Origin of the sequence: Streptococcus mitis subsp. hohhotensis, from assembly GCF_000722775.1 — a bacterium.
Lineage (GTDB): Bacteria > Bacillota > Bacilli > Lactobacillales > Streptococcaceae > Streptococcus > Streptococcus carlssonii.
The window spans coordinates 754,575-772,960 of the sequence record NZ_JPFZ01000009.1 but is presented as its reverse complement, the minus strand read 5'-3'; the positions used below and the strand labels follow the sequence as shown (position 1 = coordinate 772,960).

At 40.5% G+C, this 18,386-nt stretch carries 18 protein-coding genes and 3 pseudogenes; 17 read left to right on the top strand and 4 right to left on the bottom strand.

Going from position 1 to position 18,386, the window contains the following annotated elements; all coding sequences use genetic code 11:
* The 8 genes and pseudogenes from SK608_RS06375 (at position 1) to deoD (ending at position 7,227) form a co-directional block, all read left to right on the top strand.
* A pseudogene (locus SK608_RS06375) lies at positions 1 to 562 on the top strand (DUF1697 domain-containing protein).
* Positions 559 to 1,368 carry a purine-nucleoside phosphorylase gene (locus SK608_RS06370; protein ID WP_033677445.1) on the top strand — a complete coding sequence of 270 codons (810 nt, stop codon included), beginning with the start codon at positions 559 to 561 and terminating at the stop codon, positions 1,366 to 1,368. The pseudogene SK608_RS06375 and the gene SK608_RS06370 overlap by 4 nt, the downstream one beginning before the upstream one ends.
* A 188-nt stretch (positions 1,369 to 1,556) precedes the next feature.
* Positions 1,557 to 1,772: a YSIRK-type signal peptide-containing protein gene (locus tag SK608_RS06365; protein WP_033677443.1), complete on the top strand. Its 216-nt coding sequence runs from the start codon at positions 1,557 to 1,559 to the stop codon at positions 1,770 to 1,772.
* 452 nt (positions 1,773 to 2,224) lie between these two features.
* Positions 2,225 to 3,787, top strand: a pseudogene (locus SK608_RS12055) (galactose-binding domain-containing protein); the annotation flags it as partial.
* Positions 3,788 to 3,793: 6 nt separating this feature from the next.
* The gene (locus tag SK608_RS11975) at positions 3,794 to 4,288 is read left to right on the top strand and encodes a thiol-activated cytolysin C-terminal domain-containing protein (protein ID WP_033677790.1); all 495 of its coding nucleotides are present in this window, start codon (positions 3,794 to 3,796) and stop codon (positions 4,286 to 4,288) included.
* 281 nt (positions 4,289 to 4,569) lie between these two features.
* A pseudogene (locus SK608_RS10735) lies at positions 4,570 to 4,815 on the top strand (phosphorylase family protein); the annotation flags it as partial.
* Complete coding sequence (locus tag SK608_RS06340) at positions 4,809 to 6,092, top strand: chloride channel protein (protein ID WP_033677442.1); 1,284 nt, start codon at positions 4,809 to 4,811, stop codon at positions 6,090 to 6,092. The pseudogene SK608_RS10735 and the gene SK608_RS06340, both read left to right, overlap by 7 nt.
* A 424-nt stretch (positions 6,093 to 6,516) precedes the next feature.
* The gene (gene deoD / locus SK608_RS06335) at positions 6,517 to 7,227 is read left to right on the top strand and encodes a purine-nucleoside phosphorylase (RefSeq protein ID WP_031243322.1); all 711 of its coding nucleotides are present in this window, start codon (positions 6,517 to 6,519) and stop codon (positions 7,225 to 7,227) included.
* A gap of 91 nt (positions 7,228 to 7,318) precedes the next feature.
* On the opposite strand, the gene SK608_RS06330 is transcribed toward deoD, so the two are convergent.
* From SK608_RS06330 to coaA, 3 genes are all read right to left on the bottom strand, one after another.
* Positions 7,319 to 7,831 (bottom strand): DNA topology modulation protein, encoded by a 513-nt coding sequence (locus tag SK608_RS06330; RefSeq protein WP_033677437.1) that lies wholly within the window; start codon positions 7,829 to 7,831, stop codon positions 7,319 to 7,321.
* A 52-nt stretch (positions 7,832 to 7,883) separates the two neighbouring features.
* On the bottom strand, positions 7,884 to 8,120 hold the full coding sequence (gene rpsT, locus SK608_RS06325; RefSeq protein ID WP_001274000.1) for a 30S ribosomal protein S20: 237 nt from the start codon (positions 8,118 to 8,120) through the stop codon (positions 7,884 to 7,886).
* A gap of 67 nt (positions 8,121 to 8,187) precedes the next feature.
* On the bottom strand, positions 8,188 to 9,108 hold the full coding sequence (gene coaA / locus SK608_RS06320; RefSeq protein ID WP_033677435.1) for a type I pantothenate kinase: 921 nt from the start codon (positions 9,106 to 9,108) through the stop codon (positions 8,188 to 8,190).
* Between the two features lie 199 nt (positions 9,109 to 9,307).
* Here coaA and SK608_RS06315 point away from each other — a divergent pair, with 199 nt between their 5' ends.
* The 9 genes from SK608_RS06315 to SK608_RS06275 all read left to right on the top strand — a co-directional run bounded on the left by SK608_RS06315 (position 9,308) and on the right by SK608_RS06275 (position 17,657).
* Positions 9,308 to 9,712: a hypothetical protein gene (locus SK608_RS06315; RefSeq protein ID WP_033677433.1), complete on the top strand. Its 405-nt coding sequence runs from the start codon at positions 9,308 to 9,310 to the stop codon at positions 9,710 to 9,712.
* A 191-nt stretch (positions 9,713 to 9,903) separates the two neighbouring features.
* Positions 9,904 to 10,494 carry a class I SAM-dependent methyltransferase gene (locus SK608_RS06310; protein ID WP_080982514.1) on the top strand — a complete coding sequence of 197 codons (591 nt, stop codon included), beginning with the start codon at positions 9,904 to 9,906 and terminating at the stop codon, positions 10,492 to 10,494.
* Positions 10,491 to 11,768, top strand: coding sequence for a pyrimidine-nucleoside phosphorylase (locus SK608_RS06305; protein ID WP_033677429.1), 1,278 nt, complete (start codon positions 10,491 to 10,493; stop codon positions 11,766 to 11,768). Before SK608_RS06310 ends, SK608_RS06305 begins: the two co-directional genes overlap by 4 nt.
* A gap of 19 nt (positions 11,769 to 11,787) precedes the next feature.
* Entirely contained in the window at positions 11,788 to 12,450 is a 663-nt protein-coding gene (gene deoC / locus SK608_RS06300) for a deoxyribose-phosphate aldolase (protein ID WP_033677427.1), read from the top strand.
* Complete coding sequence (locus SK608_RS06295; RefSeq protein ID WP_000246098.1) at positions 12,437 to 12,826, top strand: cytidine deaminase; 390 nt, start codon at positions 12,437 to 12,439, stop codon at positions 12,824 to 12,826. The genes deoC and SK608_RS06295 overlap by 14 nt, the downstream gene beginning before the upstream one ends.
* A gap of 89 nt (positions 12,827 to 12,915) precedes the next feature.
* Positions 12,916 to 13,968 (top strand): BMP family lipoprotein, encoded by a 1,053-nt coding sequence (locus SK608_RS06290; protein WP_033677424.1) that lies wholly within the window; start codon positions 12,916 to 12,918, stop codon positions 13,966 to 13,968.
* A gap of 143 nt (positions 13,969 to 14,111) precedes the next feature.
* Positions 14,112 to 15,647, top strand: a complete 1,536-nt coding sequence (locus SK608_RS06285) for an ABC transporter ATP-binding protein (protein ID WP_033677422.1) — start codon at positions 14,112 to 14,114, stop codon at positions 15,645 to 15,647.
* Entirely contained in the window at positions 15,640 to 16,698 is a 1,059-nt protein-coding gene (locus tag SK608_RS06280; RefSeq protein WP_033677421.1) for an ABC transporter permease, read from the top strand. Before SK608_RS06285 ends, SK608_RS06280 begins: the two co-directional genes overlap by 8 nt.
* Positions 16,699 to 16,700: 2 nt before the next feature.
* The gene (locus tag SK608_RS06275) at positions 16,701 to 17,657 is read left to right on the top strand and encodes an ABC transporter permease (protein WP_033677420.1); all 957 of its coding nucleotides are present in this window, start codon (positions 16,701 to 16,703) and stop codon (positions 17,655 to 17,657) included.
* A gap of 37 nt (positions 17,658 to 17,694) precedes the next feature.
* Here the strand turns inward: SK608_RS06275 and plsY are convergent, their stop codons facing one another.
* Positions 17,695 to 18,336, bottom strand: coding sequence for a glycerol-3-phosphate 1-O-acyltransferase PlsY (gene plsY / locus SK608_RS06270; protein ID WP_033677418.1), 642 nt, complete (start codon positions 18,334 to 18,336; stop codon positions 17,695 to 17,697).
* Positions 18,337 to 18,386: the final 50 nt, after the last annotated feature.

Sequence of the window (18,386 nt, the reverse complement as noted above, 5' to 3'; positions counted from 1 at the left end):
ATGACGCGATATGCTTTACTTGTTCGGGGCATTAATGTCGGTGGGAAAAATAAGGTTGTCATGGCGGAGCTTCGTCAAGAACTGACAGACTTGGGACTGGAAAAGCTTGAAACCTACATCAACAGTGGCAACATTTTCTTTACTTCGACAGCTCCCAAAGCCCAATTGGTTGAAAAGTTAGAGGCTTTCTTTGAAATCCATTATCCATTTATTCAGAGCTTTTCTTTGCTGAGTCAGGAAGACTATGAAGCAGAGCTGGAGAATCTGCCAGATTGGTGGACCAAAGACCTGGCTCGAAAAGATGTGCTCTTCTACACTGAGAGCTTGGATGTGAATCAAGTGATCGAGAAAGTGAACGGTTTGGAACTGGAAGATGAAGTCGTTCATTTTGGAAAACTTGGTATTTTCTGGGGGAAATTCTCAGAGGAATCCTACTATGCAACTGCCTATCATAAGTACTTGCTCAAGATGCCTTTCTACCGCCACATTACTATTCGTAATGCTAAAACCTTTGACAAAATTGGTCAAATGTTAAAAAAATAATAAAGGAGACACACAATGACATTTTTAAACAAAATCCATGAAACTGCTACTTTCCTGAAAGAAAAGGGAATTGCAGCCCCCGAGTTCGGTCTAATCCTTGGGTCAGGACTTGGAGAATTGGCAGAAGAAATCGAAAATCCAGTTGTAGTAGACTATGCGGATATTCCAAACTGGGGCCGTTCAACAGTTGTTGGTCACGCTGGTAAATTAGTATATGGGGAACTTGCAGGTCGCAAGGTTTTGGCTCTTCAAGGACGTTTCCATTTCTACGAAGGAAACCCTCTGGAAGTCGTGACTTTCCCAGTACGTGTCATGAAAGTTCTTGGATGTGAAGGTGTTATTGTAACCAATGCTGCTGGTGGTATTGGATATGGGCCTGGTACTTTGATGGCTATCTCAGACCATATCAACATGACAGGTCAAAACCCATTGATGGGTGAAAACTTGGATGACTTTGGTCCTCGTTTCCCAGATATGTCTAAGGCCTACACACCAGAATACCGTGCTACTGCCCATGAAGTGGCTAAAAAACTTGGTATCAAGCTTGATGAGGGTGTCTATATCGGCGTTACTGGTCCGACTTATGAAACCCCAGCAGAAATTCGTGCCTATAAGACATTGGGAGCAGATGCAGTTGGTATGTCGACTGTTCCTGAAGTTATTGTTGCAGCCCACTCTGGCTTGAAAGTTCTCGGTATTTCATGTATTACTAACTTTGCAGCTGGTTTCCAAGAAGAACTTAACCACGAAGAAGTTGTAGAAGTGACTGAACGTGTTAAAGGTGATTTCAAAGGCTTGCTGAAAGCGATTCTTGCAGAATTGTAAAAAAATTGGTGATGGTATTAGACTAGAAAGGGGGAGTTCTCATCGTCTTCAGTAGAGAAGATTGGGTTTGTTGTGATTAAAAGATGAACAAAAATCCAATCAACTACTATATCTTTAGTAAAAATTTATCACATGCTTATTTATCAATTATTGGTAAATAGGGGAAAATAAAAGAAAGTTAGAAAAGAATGAAAATCGGTCACCAAATAATGCGTTTTGGCATAAAAAAATTAAGTATCGGAGTTGTATCTGTTGCAGTTGGCTTTGCTTTTTTAGCACCGACAGGAATTTCTGCCAATGAAGGAAGTCCAGTTGTGAAAAACGAAACTCCTCTAGTAGTAAATGCAACGGATAGTCCGACAAAACTAGAAAATACTGAAAAAAACAGGAAACGCCTCTTATAGAGGAAAGAGTGGCAGTTATCCAACCAGCTCCGGAAACAAAAGAAGTCCTTAAAAATCAGAAGGAAGAAGAAAAGCTGGAATCCCATAAAACAGAGCCTGCTCTAGTTCCTGAAGAAGTGAATAAAGAGGAAAATGTAAAGGATGAGTCTACAACTTCTCGTCCTGTGACAGCAGAAGATCTTTTGAAAATCTCAAAAGGGGAACTGCACTCAGAAAATGATTTGCTTGACAATTCTCTTTATGGTGAAAAAGTCCTTGATTTAGAAGGTGATGACGATCAGGATGGTATCAAAAATAAGGATGAGCTTTATGTTTATCGTAAAGATGGTAAGGACTATTTAGGATATAACAGTCATCCATTACTGGCAGACAGTGATGGAGACGGATTAGCAGATGGGGAAGATGATAATAAGAAACAATGGTATGTTACAGATCGAGATGCTCTTCTCTTTATGGAGTTATCCTATCGTGATGATGACTATATCGAAAAAATTCTAGATCATAAAAATCCATTTCCGAGTCTCTACTTGAATCGTCAAGAATATAAGATGATGCACAATGAGTTGGCCCCGTTTTGGAAGATGAAAAAAGCTTACCATACAGCTAGTGGTTTGGATGCTTATCTATTTGAAACTAAGAGTGATTTTCCTTATTTAAAAGACAATACTGTTCAAATGTTGGCTATACGTGGGACAAGACTGAATGATGCCAAAGATTTGAGAACTGACTTGACCTTGCTAGGAGGAAATAAACCTGCACAAGCGGATGATATCCGTAATGTGGTAAAAGAATTGGCGCAGGATTCCACTATAACCAATCTCTATATGACAGGTCATTCACTAGGAGGCTATCTAGCTCAAATAGCAGCAGTTGAAGCTTATCAGAAATATCCTACTTTTTATAATAATGTTTTGAAAAAAGTGACAACATTTAATGCACCTAAGGTCATTACTTCAAGAACAATCTGGAATGCCAAAAATGGTTTTTGGGATGTAGGACTAGAAAGTCGGAAGCTTGCTGTAAATGGGAAAATTAAACATTATGTAGTGGATAACGACAATGTGGTTACGTCTGTGCTACAAAATGATAGTGATGTTGTGACATCTACAGGAAGCGCCAATGTTAAACACCGTTCGCGTGGCTATTTTGAAAGCCGTATGAATGATATTCCAAACTTTAATATTGGAAAACGAACAACATTGGATAAGCAGGGTTACCGTGATCCAAAACTGGGAAAAATTTCTTTCTTTAAGAAACAACAAGTCCCTCTGTCATCTAGTCAACCGAGCGCTGAACCTCTTGAAAATATAGCTCTAGGGAAACGGGTTACCCAAAGTTCGACAGCTTTTGGAGGTGACGCTAGAAGGGCTGTAGATGGAAAAGTTGATGGGAATTATGCTCATCATTCTGTAACGCATACAGAGTTTCAATCTAAGCCTTGGTGGCAAGTCGATTTAGACAAGGAAGAAACAATTCGTCAAATCAATATTTATAATCGAACAGATACTGCTCAGGATAGGCTTACCAATTTTAATGTGATTCTTTTAGATAGTTCTGGGAAAGAAATTGAAAGAAAGCGCATTGCATCTCTGAAAGATATCTCTGCACAAATTGCAATTGACTATAAAAAAGCTCGTTTTGTCCGTATTGAGTTAGATGGTTACAATGCTCTCAGTCTCGCAGAAGTTCAAGTCTTGCGTGCTGAGAATATCGCATGGAAAAAGCAAGCACGCCAAAGTTCTACCGAGTTTGGAGGAGATGCTAGTCGTGCTTTAGACGGAAATACTAATAGTAACTACAGCCAGCAATCAATTACTCATACAAAATTTGAAAATCAGCCTTGGTGGGAAGTTGATTTAGGTCGTACAGAACAGGTAGGACTTGTCCGCCTTTATAATCGTGAAGATGGCGAACTTTCTAAACGTTTGGCAGATTTTGATGTGATTTTATATGATGAAAAAGGGACAGAAGTTACTAGAAAATATGTTTCTCGTTTAGAAGGAAATCGTCTAGATCTTCAGTTGGATGGCAAGTTGGGTCGCCGTGTCCGCATTCAACTACGTCAAAAAAATCAAGCTCTCAGTCTTGCTGAAGTAGAAGTATTTCGATTTATAGCTAAGAATGCTGTGACACTACCAACTTCTAAGCCAGTACAAGTGTTAAATTACACTCCTGTAAAAGATAAAACCCTAACTATTCAGCATAGTGGAGCTTACATTGCACGCTATTCTATAACTTGGGAAGAAGTTACAGTAGATAAAAATGGTCATTCAGTTGTTCGTAGTCATTCTTGGGAAGGAAATGGACGTAATCAGACTGCAGGTTTTGTACTCAACATTCCAATTAAAGAAAATATGAGAAATCTGCGAATTAAGATCGAAAAGAGAACAGGTCTTATCTGGAATAGATGGCAAACAATCTATGACAACAGACCTCTTCTCGCCCAACCACATCGGAAAATCACTCATTGGGGAACTACATTGAATTCCAAGGTGAGTGACGATGATGTCTTGTAGTCTGATAGTACAATGACAGTTAGTTTGTCTAGTTTATAAGAAAGTACTACCTGAGCTTGAATAGAACTCAGGTAGCTCTCTGTGAAAGAACAAAATTAATACTCAATGAAAATCAAAGAGCAAACTAGGAAACTAGCCGCAGGCTGCTCAAAGCACTGCTTTGAGGTTGTAGATATAACTGACGAAGTCAGTAACATATATACGGCAAGGCGACGTTGACGTGGTTTGAAGAGATTTTCGAAGAGTATAAACAGAAAGGTAGAGCGCGTGTTTGGATTTGAACACGAGTAGAAATTCGTACCTATAAGATGCTTGGAACAGATGTGGTCGGAATGTCAACTGCTCCTGAAGTTATTGTTGTAGCCTACTCAGGTTTGAAACTTCTAGGAATTTTATGTATTACTAACTATACTACTGGTTTCAAATAAGAGATTAACCACGAAGAGGTTATAGAAGTGGCTGAGTGTGTTAAAGGTGATTTTAAAGGCTTACTTAAAGCCATTTTTGCTGAATTATTATTATGTTAAAAGAATTGAGGAGTATTTTTCAGAAAATCCCTTATAATCTTAAATTATTCCTAGCAGTCATTTTGCAAGGAATAGTTTCAGGTTTATCTGGTATTTTTCTACATTATCTTTTAAAGATGATAGAGGGGATAGCTTTTGGTCAATCAGAGCATCAAACTGTATTCTTGACAGATGGAGTTTCCTCGTCGCGGATAGGATTAAGTTTAATAATCGTGGGTGTCAGCTCATCCTTGGTCTGGTATTTCTTGCAAAAAAAATCACAGATTTTTTCCATTAAAGCACAGATGAAGGATGAGACTTCACAATACAAACTTCATTTTTTAAAACAGCTATTTCATTCAATTTGGCAAATTATTGCAGTTGGAGGGGGAGCACCTATTGGTAAAGAAGCTGCGCCACGAGAGATTGGAACTCTATTTGCAGGACCAATTGGAAAAATATGTTCTCTCTCTAAGAAGGATCAAATCTTTCTCCTTGCTTGTGGTGCTGGTGCTGGTTTAGCGGCTGTCTACCAAGTTCCATTAACAAGTGTCTTCTTTGTTTTTGAAACTCTAGGAATTGCTCTATCTATTAAACGATTTGTTTTAGTCGGTTTGACTACCTATGTTTCAACCTATATAGCAGGCTTGGTTATTTCAGATCAGGCTCTCTACCAGATTCCAGCGATAACATGGTCATTAAAGGAAATATGGATTATTCCCTTATTACTTCTTTTCTTAACCCCACTAGCTTGGCTTTTTGGCCGCTTGAGTAAAGAAGTGTCTTCAAACAGGATAAAAGATAAACGAGTACTTCTCACATTGCCTACAGCTTTTCTTTTTCTTGCTGGGTTGGCAAGTTATTTTCCACATCTACTTGGAAATGGACGTATGATAGTTCAGGAAGTATTGAATGGTAGCAACGGCAAAACAGTATTCCTCTTGTTTATCCTAAAAGCACTGGTCGTTCTTATTACCCTGTGGGCAGGGGCCTATGGTGGTACCCTTACGCCATCTTTTGCCTTGGGGATGGCTGGAGCTGCTCTCTTTGGAATGATTCTAGGTGGGGATAGCCAGCCAAGCATTTTGCTTTTGGGATCGGTTTGCTTTTTGTCTGTGACCTTGAGGGCTCCCTGGTCTGCAACTGGATTAGTAATAGGTTTCACTGGGCTAGGTATAGATTCTCTTCCGTATCTCTTAGTAACAGCTGTTTTAGCCTATGAATTTGCAAAAATATTAGACCGTTTTTCTTGGGCTAATATACTGTGTCAGAAGTCAAAGAATAGAGTAATAAGATAGAGAACGACCGTTTCTTCGAATCAAAGATTTATCTTAAAAGATTAAAAACTATTGTCAATTTATCAATAACTGTTTGAAATAAAAAAGAAGTAGGCTTATCGGAGTCTTGATTGAATCCGATTTTTCCTAGCTATGAAATATAAAAATAAAAAAAGAAAGGTAGAGCGCGTGTTCTAATTTGAACACGAGCGGAGAACTGTGTAAAAAAGATAAACTGTCTAGCATCGGAGATGCTCGTCAGTTTCCTATTTTTACTTTGTTCTCTGTCGCTATCCTAAATATAAAAAAAGAAAGGTAGAGCGTGTGTTCTGATTTGAACACTAGCGGAAAACTCGGAAAATAGATAATCTGAGTGAGAAATCAGGATTTCTCGTCAGATTCCTAATTTTCAGTCGTTTTCTTGTCGCTCTTTGTATCATAAATTATGTCTATCCATATTGCTGCTCAGCAGGGTGAAATTGCTGATAAAATTCTTCTTCCTGGGGATCCTCTTCGTGCGAAGTTTATTGCGGAAAATTTCCTTGAAGATGCTGTTTGTTTTAACGAAGTGCGTAACATGTTTGGTTACACTGGTACTTACAAGGGTCACCGTGTATCCGTCATGGGAACTGGGATGGGAATGCCATCTATTTCGATTTATGCGCGTGAGTTGATTGTTGACTACGGTGTGAAGAAATTGATCCGTGTGGGAACTGCTGGTTCTTTGAATGAAGATGTTCATGTTCGTGAATTGGTTTTGGCGCAGGCAGCTGCAACTAACTCAAACATTGTCCGAAATGACTGGCCACAGTACGATTTCCCACAAATCGCTAGCTTTGATTTGTTGGATAAGGCTTATCATATTGCCAAAAATCTCGGTATGACAACCCACGTTGGGAACGTTTTGTCATCTGATGTCTTTTACTCAAACTACTTTGAAAAGAATATCGAGCTTGGTAAATGGGGAGTCAAGGCTGTGGAAATGGAAGCAGCAGCCCTATACTATCTGGCAGCCCAACACCATGTTGACGCGCTTGCCATCATGACTATTTCTGATAGTTTGGTCAATCCAGATGAAGATACAACTGCAGAAGAACGTCAAAATACCTTCACCGATATGATGAAGGTTGGTTTGGAAACCTTGATTGCAGAATAAAAGGGAACATAAAAGGAAGATTTTCTGAATGAAAATCTTCCTTTTTTAGTCATTCACTACATACTGACCTTAATGAATGTTACTCTATTGTTTATTTTTTAAGAGATTGCAAGAAATAATCAATTTCTGCTTGAGAATGGAGAATATGCATTTTTTCTGGGTAAGTATTGTTTAAGTATTGGTATCTATCCTTAGCATTTTTTGTTCGTCCATCCCAGAGAATCCATCTGATAAACTCCCAATTAAATTGTTCTTGACAACCAGCTGCCATACTTTCTCTGACCTTGCCTCGGTATGTGAGATAACGTTTAAAGGCTCTAAAGAGACAGGTCAATGGGGGAAAATTGAGAAAGATGATTTGATCAGCTTCCTGCATTCTTTCTTCGTAATAGCACCAAGAATAATTACCATCAATAACCCAAGCTTCATGTTTGGTGAGAAAATTTTTCATCTCATCCAACATCCATTCGCGATCACTGTCTTGCCAACCGGGTTGAAATTGGAGTGTGTCCATATGAAGTTTTGGGATGGAGTAGCAGTGAGACAACTTTTCGGCTAGAGTTGACTTACCAGAACCAGAATATCCGATAATTGTGATTTTCATTTTCTACCTTTTCCTATTTGGAGACAAAAAAACAGCCTCTATGGACTGTTTCTTATTTAGCAAGCTTAGCTGAAAGACGAGCTTTATCGCGGCTTGCTTTGTTTTTGTGAATCAAACCTTTAGTTTCTGCTTTATCGATAGCTGAGCTAGCAGCACGGAAAAGTTCTTCAGATGGGTTTGCTTCGAAAGCTTTGATAGCAGTACGCATAGCTGATTTTTGAGCTGAGTTCTTTTCGTTTTGTTTAACGTTCAATTCAGCGCGTTTGATAGCTGATTTAATGTTTGCCAATGTTCTTACCTCCATATTTACTAACTATACCATTATATCTGAAAACTTACGTTTTGACAAGGGAAAATTACTTTTTTAAGTAAATTTCATCGATTTCATGGTTCTTTGTTTTATGAAGAATCACTTCCGCACGATTTCTAGTTGGTTCAATATAATTTTGTAGATTTGTGAGATTGATACTGGTCCAGACCTGATGGGCAAAGGATTCCACTTCTCCAATGGGCATTTGAGTAAAACGATAGTAGTAGCTTTCAGGATCGTTTTGGGCTAGGCTCAGCATTTTCAAGAAACGGTCCAGATACCAACTCTCGATGTCATCGACTGCCGCATCAACATAGATTGAAAAGTCGAAGAAGTCAGTGATATAGAGACGCTCGTTTTGTGGATTTTGAAAGACATTGATTCCCTCAACAATCACAAAGTCAGCAGCTTTGACGCTTTGCTTTTCCTCAGGTACGATGTCGTAGACTTCATGTGAGTAGACAGGAATATCTACATCCTGTCCATTTTTAATGCGGTCCAGGAAGTTGAGAAGAGCTTCCATGTCATAGCTTTCAGGAAATCCCTTGCGATTTAAAATCCCCTGCTCAATCAAGGTCTGGTTGGGATAAAGAAAACCATCAGTTGTAACCAACTCAACCGTAGCATCTGTAAGCGTACGGGATAGTAAGATTTGCAGTAGGCGACTGGTTGTGGATTTTCCAACGGCAACACTCCCAGAAACCCCAATAATAAAAGGTTGAGATTTACTTTCACGTTGGAGGAAAATTCCTTTTGAAAAGGCTAAATCTTCCTTAGTTCGCTTGTAAATCTGAATCAGATGAGCCAAGGGGAGATAGATATCTGTAACGTCTTGAAGACTGATTTGGTCATTAAAACTCTTGATAGATTCCAATTCTTCTTCTGTCAAAGGAGGTGTTGTCTTTCGATGTAACGATTGCCAAGTCCGGCGGCTAATTTTTTCAAAATGTAAAAATTCGTTGGTCATTTGTTTTCCCCTAGATATTTTGTCTATCATACCATAAAAAGTTAAAAAATAAAGCGGTTTCTTGAATGTGGTAAGTCAATATTATATAATATAGGTAGATAGAGGTTGACCAATTTATAGATGAAGTAGGAGCTGGTTTCTCCTGACTTATAAGCTAATCAAGGGGGCTTTGGGATTCACAACTTATAGGAGGTGTACTATGAGAATCTTAAAAAGTTATATATTGGAACTCTGTTTTATTTTAAGTTTTGCACTACCTTTTATAAAAGGAGCCAATGCAGATAATGGTAGACGCTTTGTGGAAATCTATTACGGTTTTACTTTTTTGATGGAACATGCTATTGTAACAGCTATCTTTATCTGTTCGCTCTTGATTGCTTGCCTACTAAAAAAACGGTGGACGAAATGGCTTGCTGCTGGTAGTTATCTATTTTTGATTTTGTGGATTGCTACAGAGGGTTATTTCTTCCGCATGTCGCTAGAAGATTTGATACGCCTTTGGACAAGTTTGGAATTCCTGACAAAAACGTATCAGTTGGGCTTTTATCTAAACATCTTATTGGGAATCCTGTTGATAATAAAGTATTTGAAGGTTAAGCAATAGTCATAAAAATGAGCCTAATTACAGACAATAGACTATGAGATATCTGCTCCTACATGATTTGTCATTCGTTTCCAATAATTGAAAGAGATTGAAGAAAAAGTCTTCTTGGCTAGCTTTCTTCGGTCTTTTTCGTTTTATTATCAGTTTGTAAACGATTTACAATTTAAGTCAAATTATGGTAAAATAGTTTCATGAGTAAAATGTATTATGCAGAAAATCCTGATGCTGCTCACGACATTCATGAGTTGAGAGTGGACTTATTGGGAGAAAAAATGACCTTTTTGACGGATGCGGGTGTTTTTAGCAAGAAAATGGTTGACTTTGGAAGTCAACTCTTGCTCAAGTGTCTAGAGGTCAACCAAGGAGAAACTGTCCTTGATGTAGGCTGTGGTTACGGGCCTTTGGGCTTGTCCTTGGCTAAGGCTTATGGAGTTCAGGCGACCATGGTCGATATTAATAATCGTGCCTTGGATTTGGCGCGACAAAATTCTGAACGAAATAAAGTGGCAGCGACGATTTTCCAGTCCAACATCTATGAACAAGTTGAAGGCACATTTGACCATGTCATTTCCAATCCTCCTATCCGTGCGGGCAAGCAAGTGGTTCATGAAATCATTGAGAAAAGTAAAGATTTTTTGGAAACTGGTGGAGATTTAACAATCGTTATCCAGAAGAAACAAGGGGCTCCAAGTGCCAAGTCAAAGATGGAGGATGTGTTTGGCAATTGTGAAATCGTCAAAAAAGATAAGGGATACTATATCCTTAGAAGTGTGAACGAATGAGAGCAGTTGATTTAATTCAAAAGAAACGAGACGGTCAAGAATTGACTTCGAGTGAAATTGAATGGCTGGTAGAAGGCTATGTGTCAGGAACTGTCCCTGATTATCAGATGTCTGCCTTTGCTATGGCTGTTTATTTCAAAGGAATGACGACTCGAGAAATCTCTGACCTAACTATGAATATGGTCAAGACAGGGCAAGAGTTTGATTTATCCGCTATTGATGGGGTTAAGGTTGACAAGCATTCTACGGGTGGTGTTGGTGATAAGGTGACCTTGATTTTAGCTCCTTTAGTAGCGAGTTTTGGAGTTCCAGTCGCGAAAATGAGTGGTCGTGGTCTCGGCCATACGGGTGGAACAATTGATAAATTAGAATCAATCAAGGGCTATCAAGTAGAACGTAGTCAAGAAGATTTCATTCGTCAGGTTCAGGATATTGGTGTATCTGTCATTGGGCAATCAGACCAGCTGGTCAAAGCGGATAAGCTTCTCTATGCCCTACGTGATGTGACCGCAACTGTCGACACGATTCCTTTGATCGCGAGTTCGGTGATGAGCAAGAAAATTGCGGCAGGGGCGGATGCTATTTTACTAGACGTGACTGTTGGCGAGGGTGCCTTCATGAAAACGGTTGATGAGGCGCGTGAACTGGCTCAAACCATGGTGAAACTTGGTAAGGCTGTTGGACGGAAGACGGTAGCAGTGATTACGGACATGAGTCAACCTTTGGGACAAGCGATTGGAAATCGTCTTGAAATCCTTGAGGCATTGGAGATTTTACAAGGTCAAGGTCGTCAGGATATTACCCACTTCATCTGTGAACTGGCTCAAATTATGCTTGGTTTGGCAAATGTAAATAAAACAGTTGAAGAAGTTCGCCAACATCTTGAAAATGGTCAAGCACTGGCTAAGTTTGAGGAGATGGTCCAAGCCCAAGGTGGAGACTTGGAAGACCTCTATCGTCCTGTAAATGTTACCCATGTGGTGGAAATACCTGCTCAGGAAACGGGTGTCATTTCAGCTCTTCCAGCTATGGAATTTGGGCTTTATGCTATGAGACTGGGGGCAGGCCGTGCAGTCAAGTCTGATGCTTTGGACTATGAAACTGGAATTGTTTTTGAAAAGAAGGTTGGAGACTCCGTTCAAAAGGGAGAAATTGTTGCAAAAGTATACACAAATGGAAAAATTTCTCCTCAGCTAGTTACAGATTTTCAAAAATATGTTAAAATAAATGATAGGGTGCAAAGTTTACGAGAAATTATAGAAATTATCTCATAAACTGCAGGAGAATCCGAATATGAAATTAAACAAATATATCGATCATACGCTTTTAAAACAAGATGCAACAGAAAATCAAATTGATTGTTTGTTGTCTGAGGCTAGGGAGTATGATTTTGCCAGTGTTTGTGTTAATCCGACCTGGGTTGAACATGCTAAAAATGGGCTTGAAGGCACAGATGTCAAGGTCTGTACAGTAGTGGGTTTCCCTTTGGGAGCAACAACTTCAACTGTGAAAGCTTTTGAGACAAAAGAAGCTATCCAAAATGGTGCAGATGAGATTGATATGGTGATCAATGTTGGAGCTCTCAAATCAGGTAATCTTGATTTGGTTGAATCGGACATCCGTGTTGTTGTAGAAGCAAGTGGTGACAAGTTAGTAAAAGTCATTATTGAAGCTTGCCTTCTTACAGACCAAGAAAAAGTTGTGGCTTGCCAATTAGCTCAAAAAGCTGGAGCTGATTTTGTTAAGACATCTACTGGTTTTTCAACTGGTGGTGCGACGGTAGCAGATGTTACATTAATGCGTGAAACAGTTGGACCTGATATGGGTGTCAAGGCTGCTGGTGGAGCTCGTTCTTATGCAGATGCTCTTGCCTTTGTGGAAGCTGGGGCGACCCGTATCGGAACGTCAGCTGGGGTAGCCATTTTAAAAGGAGAATTGGCTGATGGCGACTACTGAGTTGATTGAACTAGCAATTGAAACCAGCAAGAAAGCCTACGTCCCCTATTCTCACTTTCCTATCGGAGCAGTTTTAGTGGCAAAAGACGGAAGTGTTTACACGGGAGTGAATATTGAAAATGCTAGCTATCCTTTGACCAATTGCGGTGAGAGAACAGCCATTTTTAAGGCTGTATCTGAAGGACAAAGAGAATTTTCAGAGCTGATTGTTTATGGTCAAACTGAAAAACCAATCTCACCATGTGGTGCTTGTCGCCAAGTAATGGTCGAATTTTTTGAACAAGATCTAAAAGTGACCTTAGTCGCAAAAGATAAATCGACGGTCGAGATGACGGTCGGGGAATTACTTCCATACTCTTTTACAGACTTAAATTAGTCTGAGTCGCTCTCTGAGTGGCACGGTCCTTGTGGCCAACCAATCCATACTTGCAACATCGTTGCACATCTTATTTAGGAGGTTCAGTAATGAACAAGAAACAATGGCTAGGCCTTGGTCTAGTTGCAGTGGCAGCAGTTGGACTTGCTGCATGTGGTAACCGCTCTTCTCGTAAGGCAGCTTCATCTTCTGATGTGAAGACAAAAGCAGCAATCGTCACTGATACTGGTGGTGTTGATGATAAATCATTCAACCAATCAGCTTGGGAAGGTTTGCAGGCTTGGGGTAAAGAACACAATCTTTCAAAAGATAACGGTTTCACTTACTTCCAATCAACAAGTGAAGCTGACTACGCTAACAACTTGCAACAAGCGGCTGGAAGTTACAACCTAATCTTCGGTGTTGGTTTTGCCCTTCACAATGCAGTTAAAGATGCAGCAGCAGAGCACACTGATTTGAACTATGTCTTGATTGATGATGTGATTAAAGATCAAAAGAATGTTGCGAGCGTAACTTTCGCTGATAATGAGTCAGGTTACCTTGCAGGTGTAGCTGCAGCAAAAACAACTAAGACAAAACAAGTTGGTTTTGTAGGTGGGCAGGAGTCAGAAGTTATCTCTCGTTTTGAAGCAGGATTCAAGGCTGGTGTTGCGTCAGTAGACCCATCTATCAAAGTCCAAGTTGACTACGCTGGTTCATTTGGTGATGCTGCTAAAGGTAAAACAATTGCAGCTGCACAATACGCAGCCGGTGCAGATATTGTTTACCAAGTAGCTGGTGGTACAGGTGCTGGTGTCTTTGCAGAAGCAAAATCACTCAACGAAAGCCGTCCTGAAAATGAAAAAGTTTGGGTTATCGGTGTTGACCGTGACCAAGAAGCAGAAGGTAAATACACTTCTAAAGATGGCAAAGAATCAAACTTTGTTCTTGCATCTACTTTGAAACAAGTTGGTACAACTGTAAAAGATATTTCTAACAAGGCAGAAAAAGGGGAATTCCCTGGCGGTCAAGTGATCGTTTACTCATTGAAAGATAAAGGGGTTGACTTGGTAACAACTAACCTTTCTGAAGAAGGTAAAAAAGCTGTCGAAGATGCTAAAGCTAAAATCCTTGATGGAAGCGTAAAAGTTCCTGCAAAATAATGGATGGAAGTCATTTCTTAGGAAGCGGCCCTCGGCCGCTTTTTTAAGAGTTGAGACAAAGTCATTTTGTCTCAGTAAAGCTTGCTACTAGATAAACTAGCAAGTTTTATTGAAATAAAATAAGACTCTGAAAGGAAGAGCACATGGCACACGAAAATGTCATTGAGATGCGTGATATTACCAAGGTGTTTGGTGCATTTGTTGCCAACGACAAAATCAACCTGCACTTACGAAAAGGTGAAATTCATGCACTTTTAGGAGAAAATGGGGCTGGTAAGTCCACGCTAATGAACATGTTAGCAGGCCTTCTTGAACCAACCAGTGGTGAAATTGTGGTCAACGGTCAAGTTGTCAACCTCGACTCACCATCTAAAGCAGCTAGCTTGGGAATCGGAATGGTTCACCAGCACTTTATGTTGGTAGAAGCCTTCACAGTGGCTGAAAACATCATTTTAGGTAGTGAATTGACTAAAAATGGTGTGCTAGATATCGCTGGAGCTAGCAAAGAAATCAAGGCTCTTTCTGAACGTTATGGCTTAGCTGTTGACCCTTCTGCCAAGGTAGCAGACATCTCAGTCGGAGCCCAACAACGTGTAGAAATTTTAAAAACCCTTTATCGGGGGGCTGATATCCTTATCTTTGACGAACCAACGGCTGTTTTGACTCCATCAGAAATTGATGAGTTGATGGCTATTATGAAAAATCTTGTCAAAGAAGGGAAATCAATTATCTTGATTACCCACAAGTTGGACGAGATTCGCGCAGTTTCTGACCGCGTTACAGTTATCCGTCGTGGGAAATCAATTGAAACCGTCGAAATTGCAGGGGCTACCAATGCTGATTTGGCAGAAATGATGGTAGGACGCTCTGTTTCCTTTAAAACAGAGAAACAAGCCTCTCAACCAAAAGAAGTGGTTTTGTCTATCAAAGATTTGGTGGTCAATGAAAACCGCGGTGTCCCAGCTGTGAAAAATCTGTCCTTGGATGTTCGTGCTGGAGAGATTGTTGGTATTGCGGGGATTGATGGAAATGGTCAGTCTGAACTGATTCAAGCCATTACAGGTCTTCGCAAGGTTGAATCTGGTAGCATTGAGCTAAAAGGAGATTCAATTGTAGGCTTGCACCCACGTCAGATTACAGAGTTGAGTGTTGGGCACGTTCCAGAAGACCGTCACCGTGATGGCTTGATTTTGGAAATGATGATTTCTGAAAATATTGCCCTTCAAACCTACTATAAAGAACCACATAGTAAAAATGGAATTTTGAACTATTCAAATATTACTTCTTATGCTAAAAAGCTAATGGAAGAGTTTGATGTTCGTGCTGCCAGCGAATTTGTTCCTGCAGCTGCACTCTCAGGAGGAAATCAACAAAAAGCAATTATTGCTCGTGAAATTGATCGTGATCCTGATCTCCTTATCGTCAGCCAGCCAACTCGTGGGTTGGATGTCGGTGCCATTGAATATATCCACAAACGCTTGATTGAAGAGCGTGATAATGGCAAGGCTGTCCTTGTTGTCAGCTTTGAATTGGATGAGATTTTAAACGTCTCAGACCGTATTGCCGTTATCCACGATGGTAAGATTCAAGGTATTGTATCACCAGAAACAACCAATAAACAAGAACTTGGTGTCTTGATGGCTGGTGGAAACTTGGGAAAGGAGAAGAGTGATGTCTAAAAAATTACAACAAATTTCGGTTCCCTTGATTTCTGTCTTCCTAGGAATTTTGCTCGGAGCCATTGTCATGTGGATCTTCGGTTATGATGCTATTTGGGGCTACGAAGAATTGTTCTATACAGCCTTTGGTAGTCTACGTGGGATTGGAGAAATCTTCCGTGCTATGGGGCCTCTGGTCTTGATTGGTCTTGGTTTTGCTGTTGCCAGTCGCGCTGGTTTCTTTAACGTCGGACTTCCGGGTCAGGCTTTGGCAGGTTGGATTCTCAGTGGTTGGTTTGCCCTGTCGCATCCAGATATGCCACGTCCCTTGATGATTCTAGCAACCATCGTGATTGCCTTGATTGCTGGTGGGATTGTCGGAGCGATTCCAGGTATTCTTAGGGCTTATCTAGGGACGTCAGAGGTTATCGTAACCATCATGATGAACTACATCGTCTTGTATGTAGGGAATGCCTTTATCCATGCTTTCCCTAAAGACTTCATGCAAAGTACAGATTCGACCATTCGTGTTGGGGCTAATGCAACCTACCAGACACCTTGGTTAGCTGAGTTAACTGGTAACTCACGGATGAATATCGGTATTTTCTTTGCCATCATTGCTGTTGCAGTCATTTGGTTCATGCTAAAGAAAACAACTCTTGGTTTTGAAATCCGTGCAGTTGGTCTTAATCCACATGCTTCAGAATATGCTGGTATTTCTGCAAAAAGAACGATTATCCTCTCAATGATTATTTCAGGTGCCTTGGCAGGTCTTGGTGGTGCTGTTGAAGGACTTGGAACCTTCCAGAACGTCTATGTTCAAGGGGCGTCATTGGCTGTCGGATTTAACGGGATGGCGGTCAGTCTGCTTGCGGCCAACTCACCAATTGGTATTCTCTTTGCAGCCTTCCTATTTGGTGTTCTCCAAGTTGGAGCTCCTGGTATGAATGCGGCGCAGGTACCGTCTGAGCTTGTCAGCATTGTAACAGCGTCTATTATCTTCTTTGTCAGTGTTCATTACCTTATCGAACGCTTTGTCAAACTGAAAAAACAAGTTAAAGGAGGTAAGTAAAGATGTCTATTACAACCTTGCTCACCCTCTTGGTGTCTTCTATGCTGATTTACTCAGCACCCCTCATCTTTACAAGTATCGGTGGTGTTTTCTCTGAACGTGGTGGTGTGGTAAACGTCGGCCTTGAAGGAATTATGGTTATGGGTGCCTTTTCTGGAGTTGTCTTTAACCTTGAATTTGCAGAACAATTTGGAGCAGCAACTCCATGGCTATCCTTGCTTGTAGCAGGATTGGTTGGTGGTCTCTTCTCTATCATACACGCAGCAGCGACGGTTCATTTCCGTGCAGACCATGTTGTCAGCGGTACGGTATTGAACTTGATGGCGCCTGCCTTGGCTGTTTTCTTAGTGAAAGTTCTTTATAACAAAGGACAAACCGACAACCTAAGTCAGACTTTTGGACGCTTTGATTTCCCAGTCTTGGCGAATATCCCAGTTATCGGTGATATCTTCTTCAAGTCAACTAGTCTACTTGGTTATCTGGCCATTGCCTTCTCATTCCTTGCTTGGTTTATCCTCTTCAAGACTCGATTTGGTCTTCGTCTTCGCTCTGTCGGTGAACACCCTCAAGCAGCGGATACCTTGGGAATCAATGTCTACAAGATGAGATATTTAGGGGTTATTATTTCAGGTTTCCTAGGTGGAATTGGCGGAGCGATTTATGCTCAATCAATCTCAGTTAACTTCTCAGTGACAACTATTGTTGGACCTGGATTTATCGCCCTTGCTGCGATGATCTTTGGAAAATGGAATCCAATCGGAGCCATGCTATCTAGTCTCTTCTTTGGACTTTCACAAAGTTTGGCTGTTATCGGTTCTCAATTGCCGTTCCTACAAGGTGTGCCAACAGTTTATCTTCAAATCGCACCTTATGTCTTGACAATTCTTGTCTTGGCAGCCTTCTTTGGAAAAGCAGTCGCACCAAAAGCAGATGGTATCAACTATATCAAATCAAAATAAGTATACAAAAAAACGTCAGTTCATTCAAACTGGCGTTTTATTTTTTAGGATGTTGATGGGTTAGGTTCAATCCCCAAGGGACTAAATTTTCAGTCTTGTTTTTGATACGAGCGATATTATCCTTATGACGAATGATAATCAAACTAGCAAGTGCTAAGATAATAGCGACGAAGAGAGGGTCATAATTGCTCAGGATAAAACCAAAAAGTGGAAAGAGTAGAACTCCGATGACAGCCGCGATAGATGCTGTGACACTAGATAGCGAAATCATACTACCAAGATAGAGGGTTCCAAAGAAAACAACCGCAAGGTAGAGGCAGAAGATAGGCGCAAATCCGAAAATCACTCCAGCACTAGTTGCGACAGCCTTGCCTCCCTTAAATCCTGCAAAGATAGGAAAGGTATGGCCAATGACAGCTAAAAGTCCAAAGATAAGAGGCGAAATGCCTTGCAGATGAAAAATAATCGGAAGAAGCGTTGCTAGGGTTCCTTTGAAAAAGTCAATCACAAAGGTCGCCATACCAGCTTTCTTGCCTAAAATGCGGAAGGTATTGGTCGTTCCAGTATTTCCAGAACCGTGCTCGCGCAGATTGATTTGAAAGAATATTTGTCCAATCCAGAGACCAGACGGAATCGAACCTAGCAGATAGGCTAGGATTAATAAAACTATTGTAATCATACTCCTATTATATCATGAAATGGAGAAGAAAGGCAGAGAATCTCTTCTGA

Bases quoted from the DNA above. Each gene is read 5' to 3' on its own strand.
- SK608_RS06370 (WP_033677445.1), top strand. From the start codon at position 559: ATGACATTTTTAAACAAAATCCATGAAACTGCTACTTTCCTGAAAGAA.
- SK608_RS06365 (WP_033677443.1), top strand. From the start codon at position 1,557: ATGAAAATCGGTCACCAAATAATGCGTTTTGGCATAAAAAAATTAAGT.
- SK608_RS06340 (WP_033677442.1), top strand. From the start codon at position 4,809: ATGTTAAAAGAATTGAGGAGTATTTTTCAGAAAATCCCTTATAATCTT.
- deoD (WP_031243322.1), top strand. From the start codon at position 6,517: ATGTCTATCCATATTGCTGCTCAGCAGGGTGAAATTGCTGATAAAATT.
- SK608_RS06330 (WP_033677437.1), bottom strand. From the start codon at position 7,831: ATGAAAATCACAATTATCGGATATTCTGGTTCTGGTAAGTCAACTCTA.
- coaA (WP_033677435.1), bottom strand. From the start codon at position 9,108: ATGACCAACGAATTTTTACATTTTGAAAAAATTAGCCGCCGGACTTGG.
- SK608_RS06315 (WP_033677433.1), top strand. From the start codon at position 9,308: ATGAGAATCTTAAAAAGTTATATATTGGAACTCTGTTTTATTTTAAGT.
- SK608_RS06310 (WP_080982514.1), top strand. From the start codon at position 9,904: ATGAGTAAAATGTATTATGCAGAAAATCCTGATGCTGCTCACGACATT.
- SK608_RS06305 (WP_033677429.1), top strand. From the start codon at position 10,491: ATGAGAGCAGTTGATTTAATTCAAAAGAAACGAGACGGTCAAGAATTG.
- deoC (WP_033677427.1), top strand. From the start codon at position 11,788: ATGAAATTAAACAAATATATCGATCATACGCTTTTAAAACAAGATGCA.
- SK608_RS06295 (WP_000246098.1), top strand. From the start codon at position 12,437: ATGGCGACTACTGAGTTGATTGAACTAGCAATTGAAACCAGCAAGAAA.
- SK608_RS06290 (WP_033677424.1), top strand. From the start codon at position 12,916: ATGAACAAGAAACAATGGCTAGGCCTTGGTCTAGTTGCAGTGGCAGCA.
- SK608_RS06285 (WP_033677422.1), top strand. From the start codon at position 14,112: ATGGCACACGAAAATGTCATTGAGATGCGTGATATTACCAAGGTGTTT.
- SK608_RS06280 (WP_033677421.1), top strand. From the start codon at position 15,640: ATGTCTAAAAAATTACAACAAATTTCGGTTCCCTTGATTTCTGTCTTC.
- SK608_RS06275 (WP_033677420.1), top strand. From the start codon at position 16,701: ATGTCTATTACAACCTTGCTCACCCTCTTGGTGTCTTCTATGCTGATT.
- plsY (WP_033677418.1), bottom strand. From the start codon at position 18,336: ATGATTACAATAGTTTTATTAATCCTAGCCTATCTGCTAGGTTCGATT.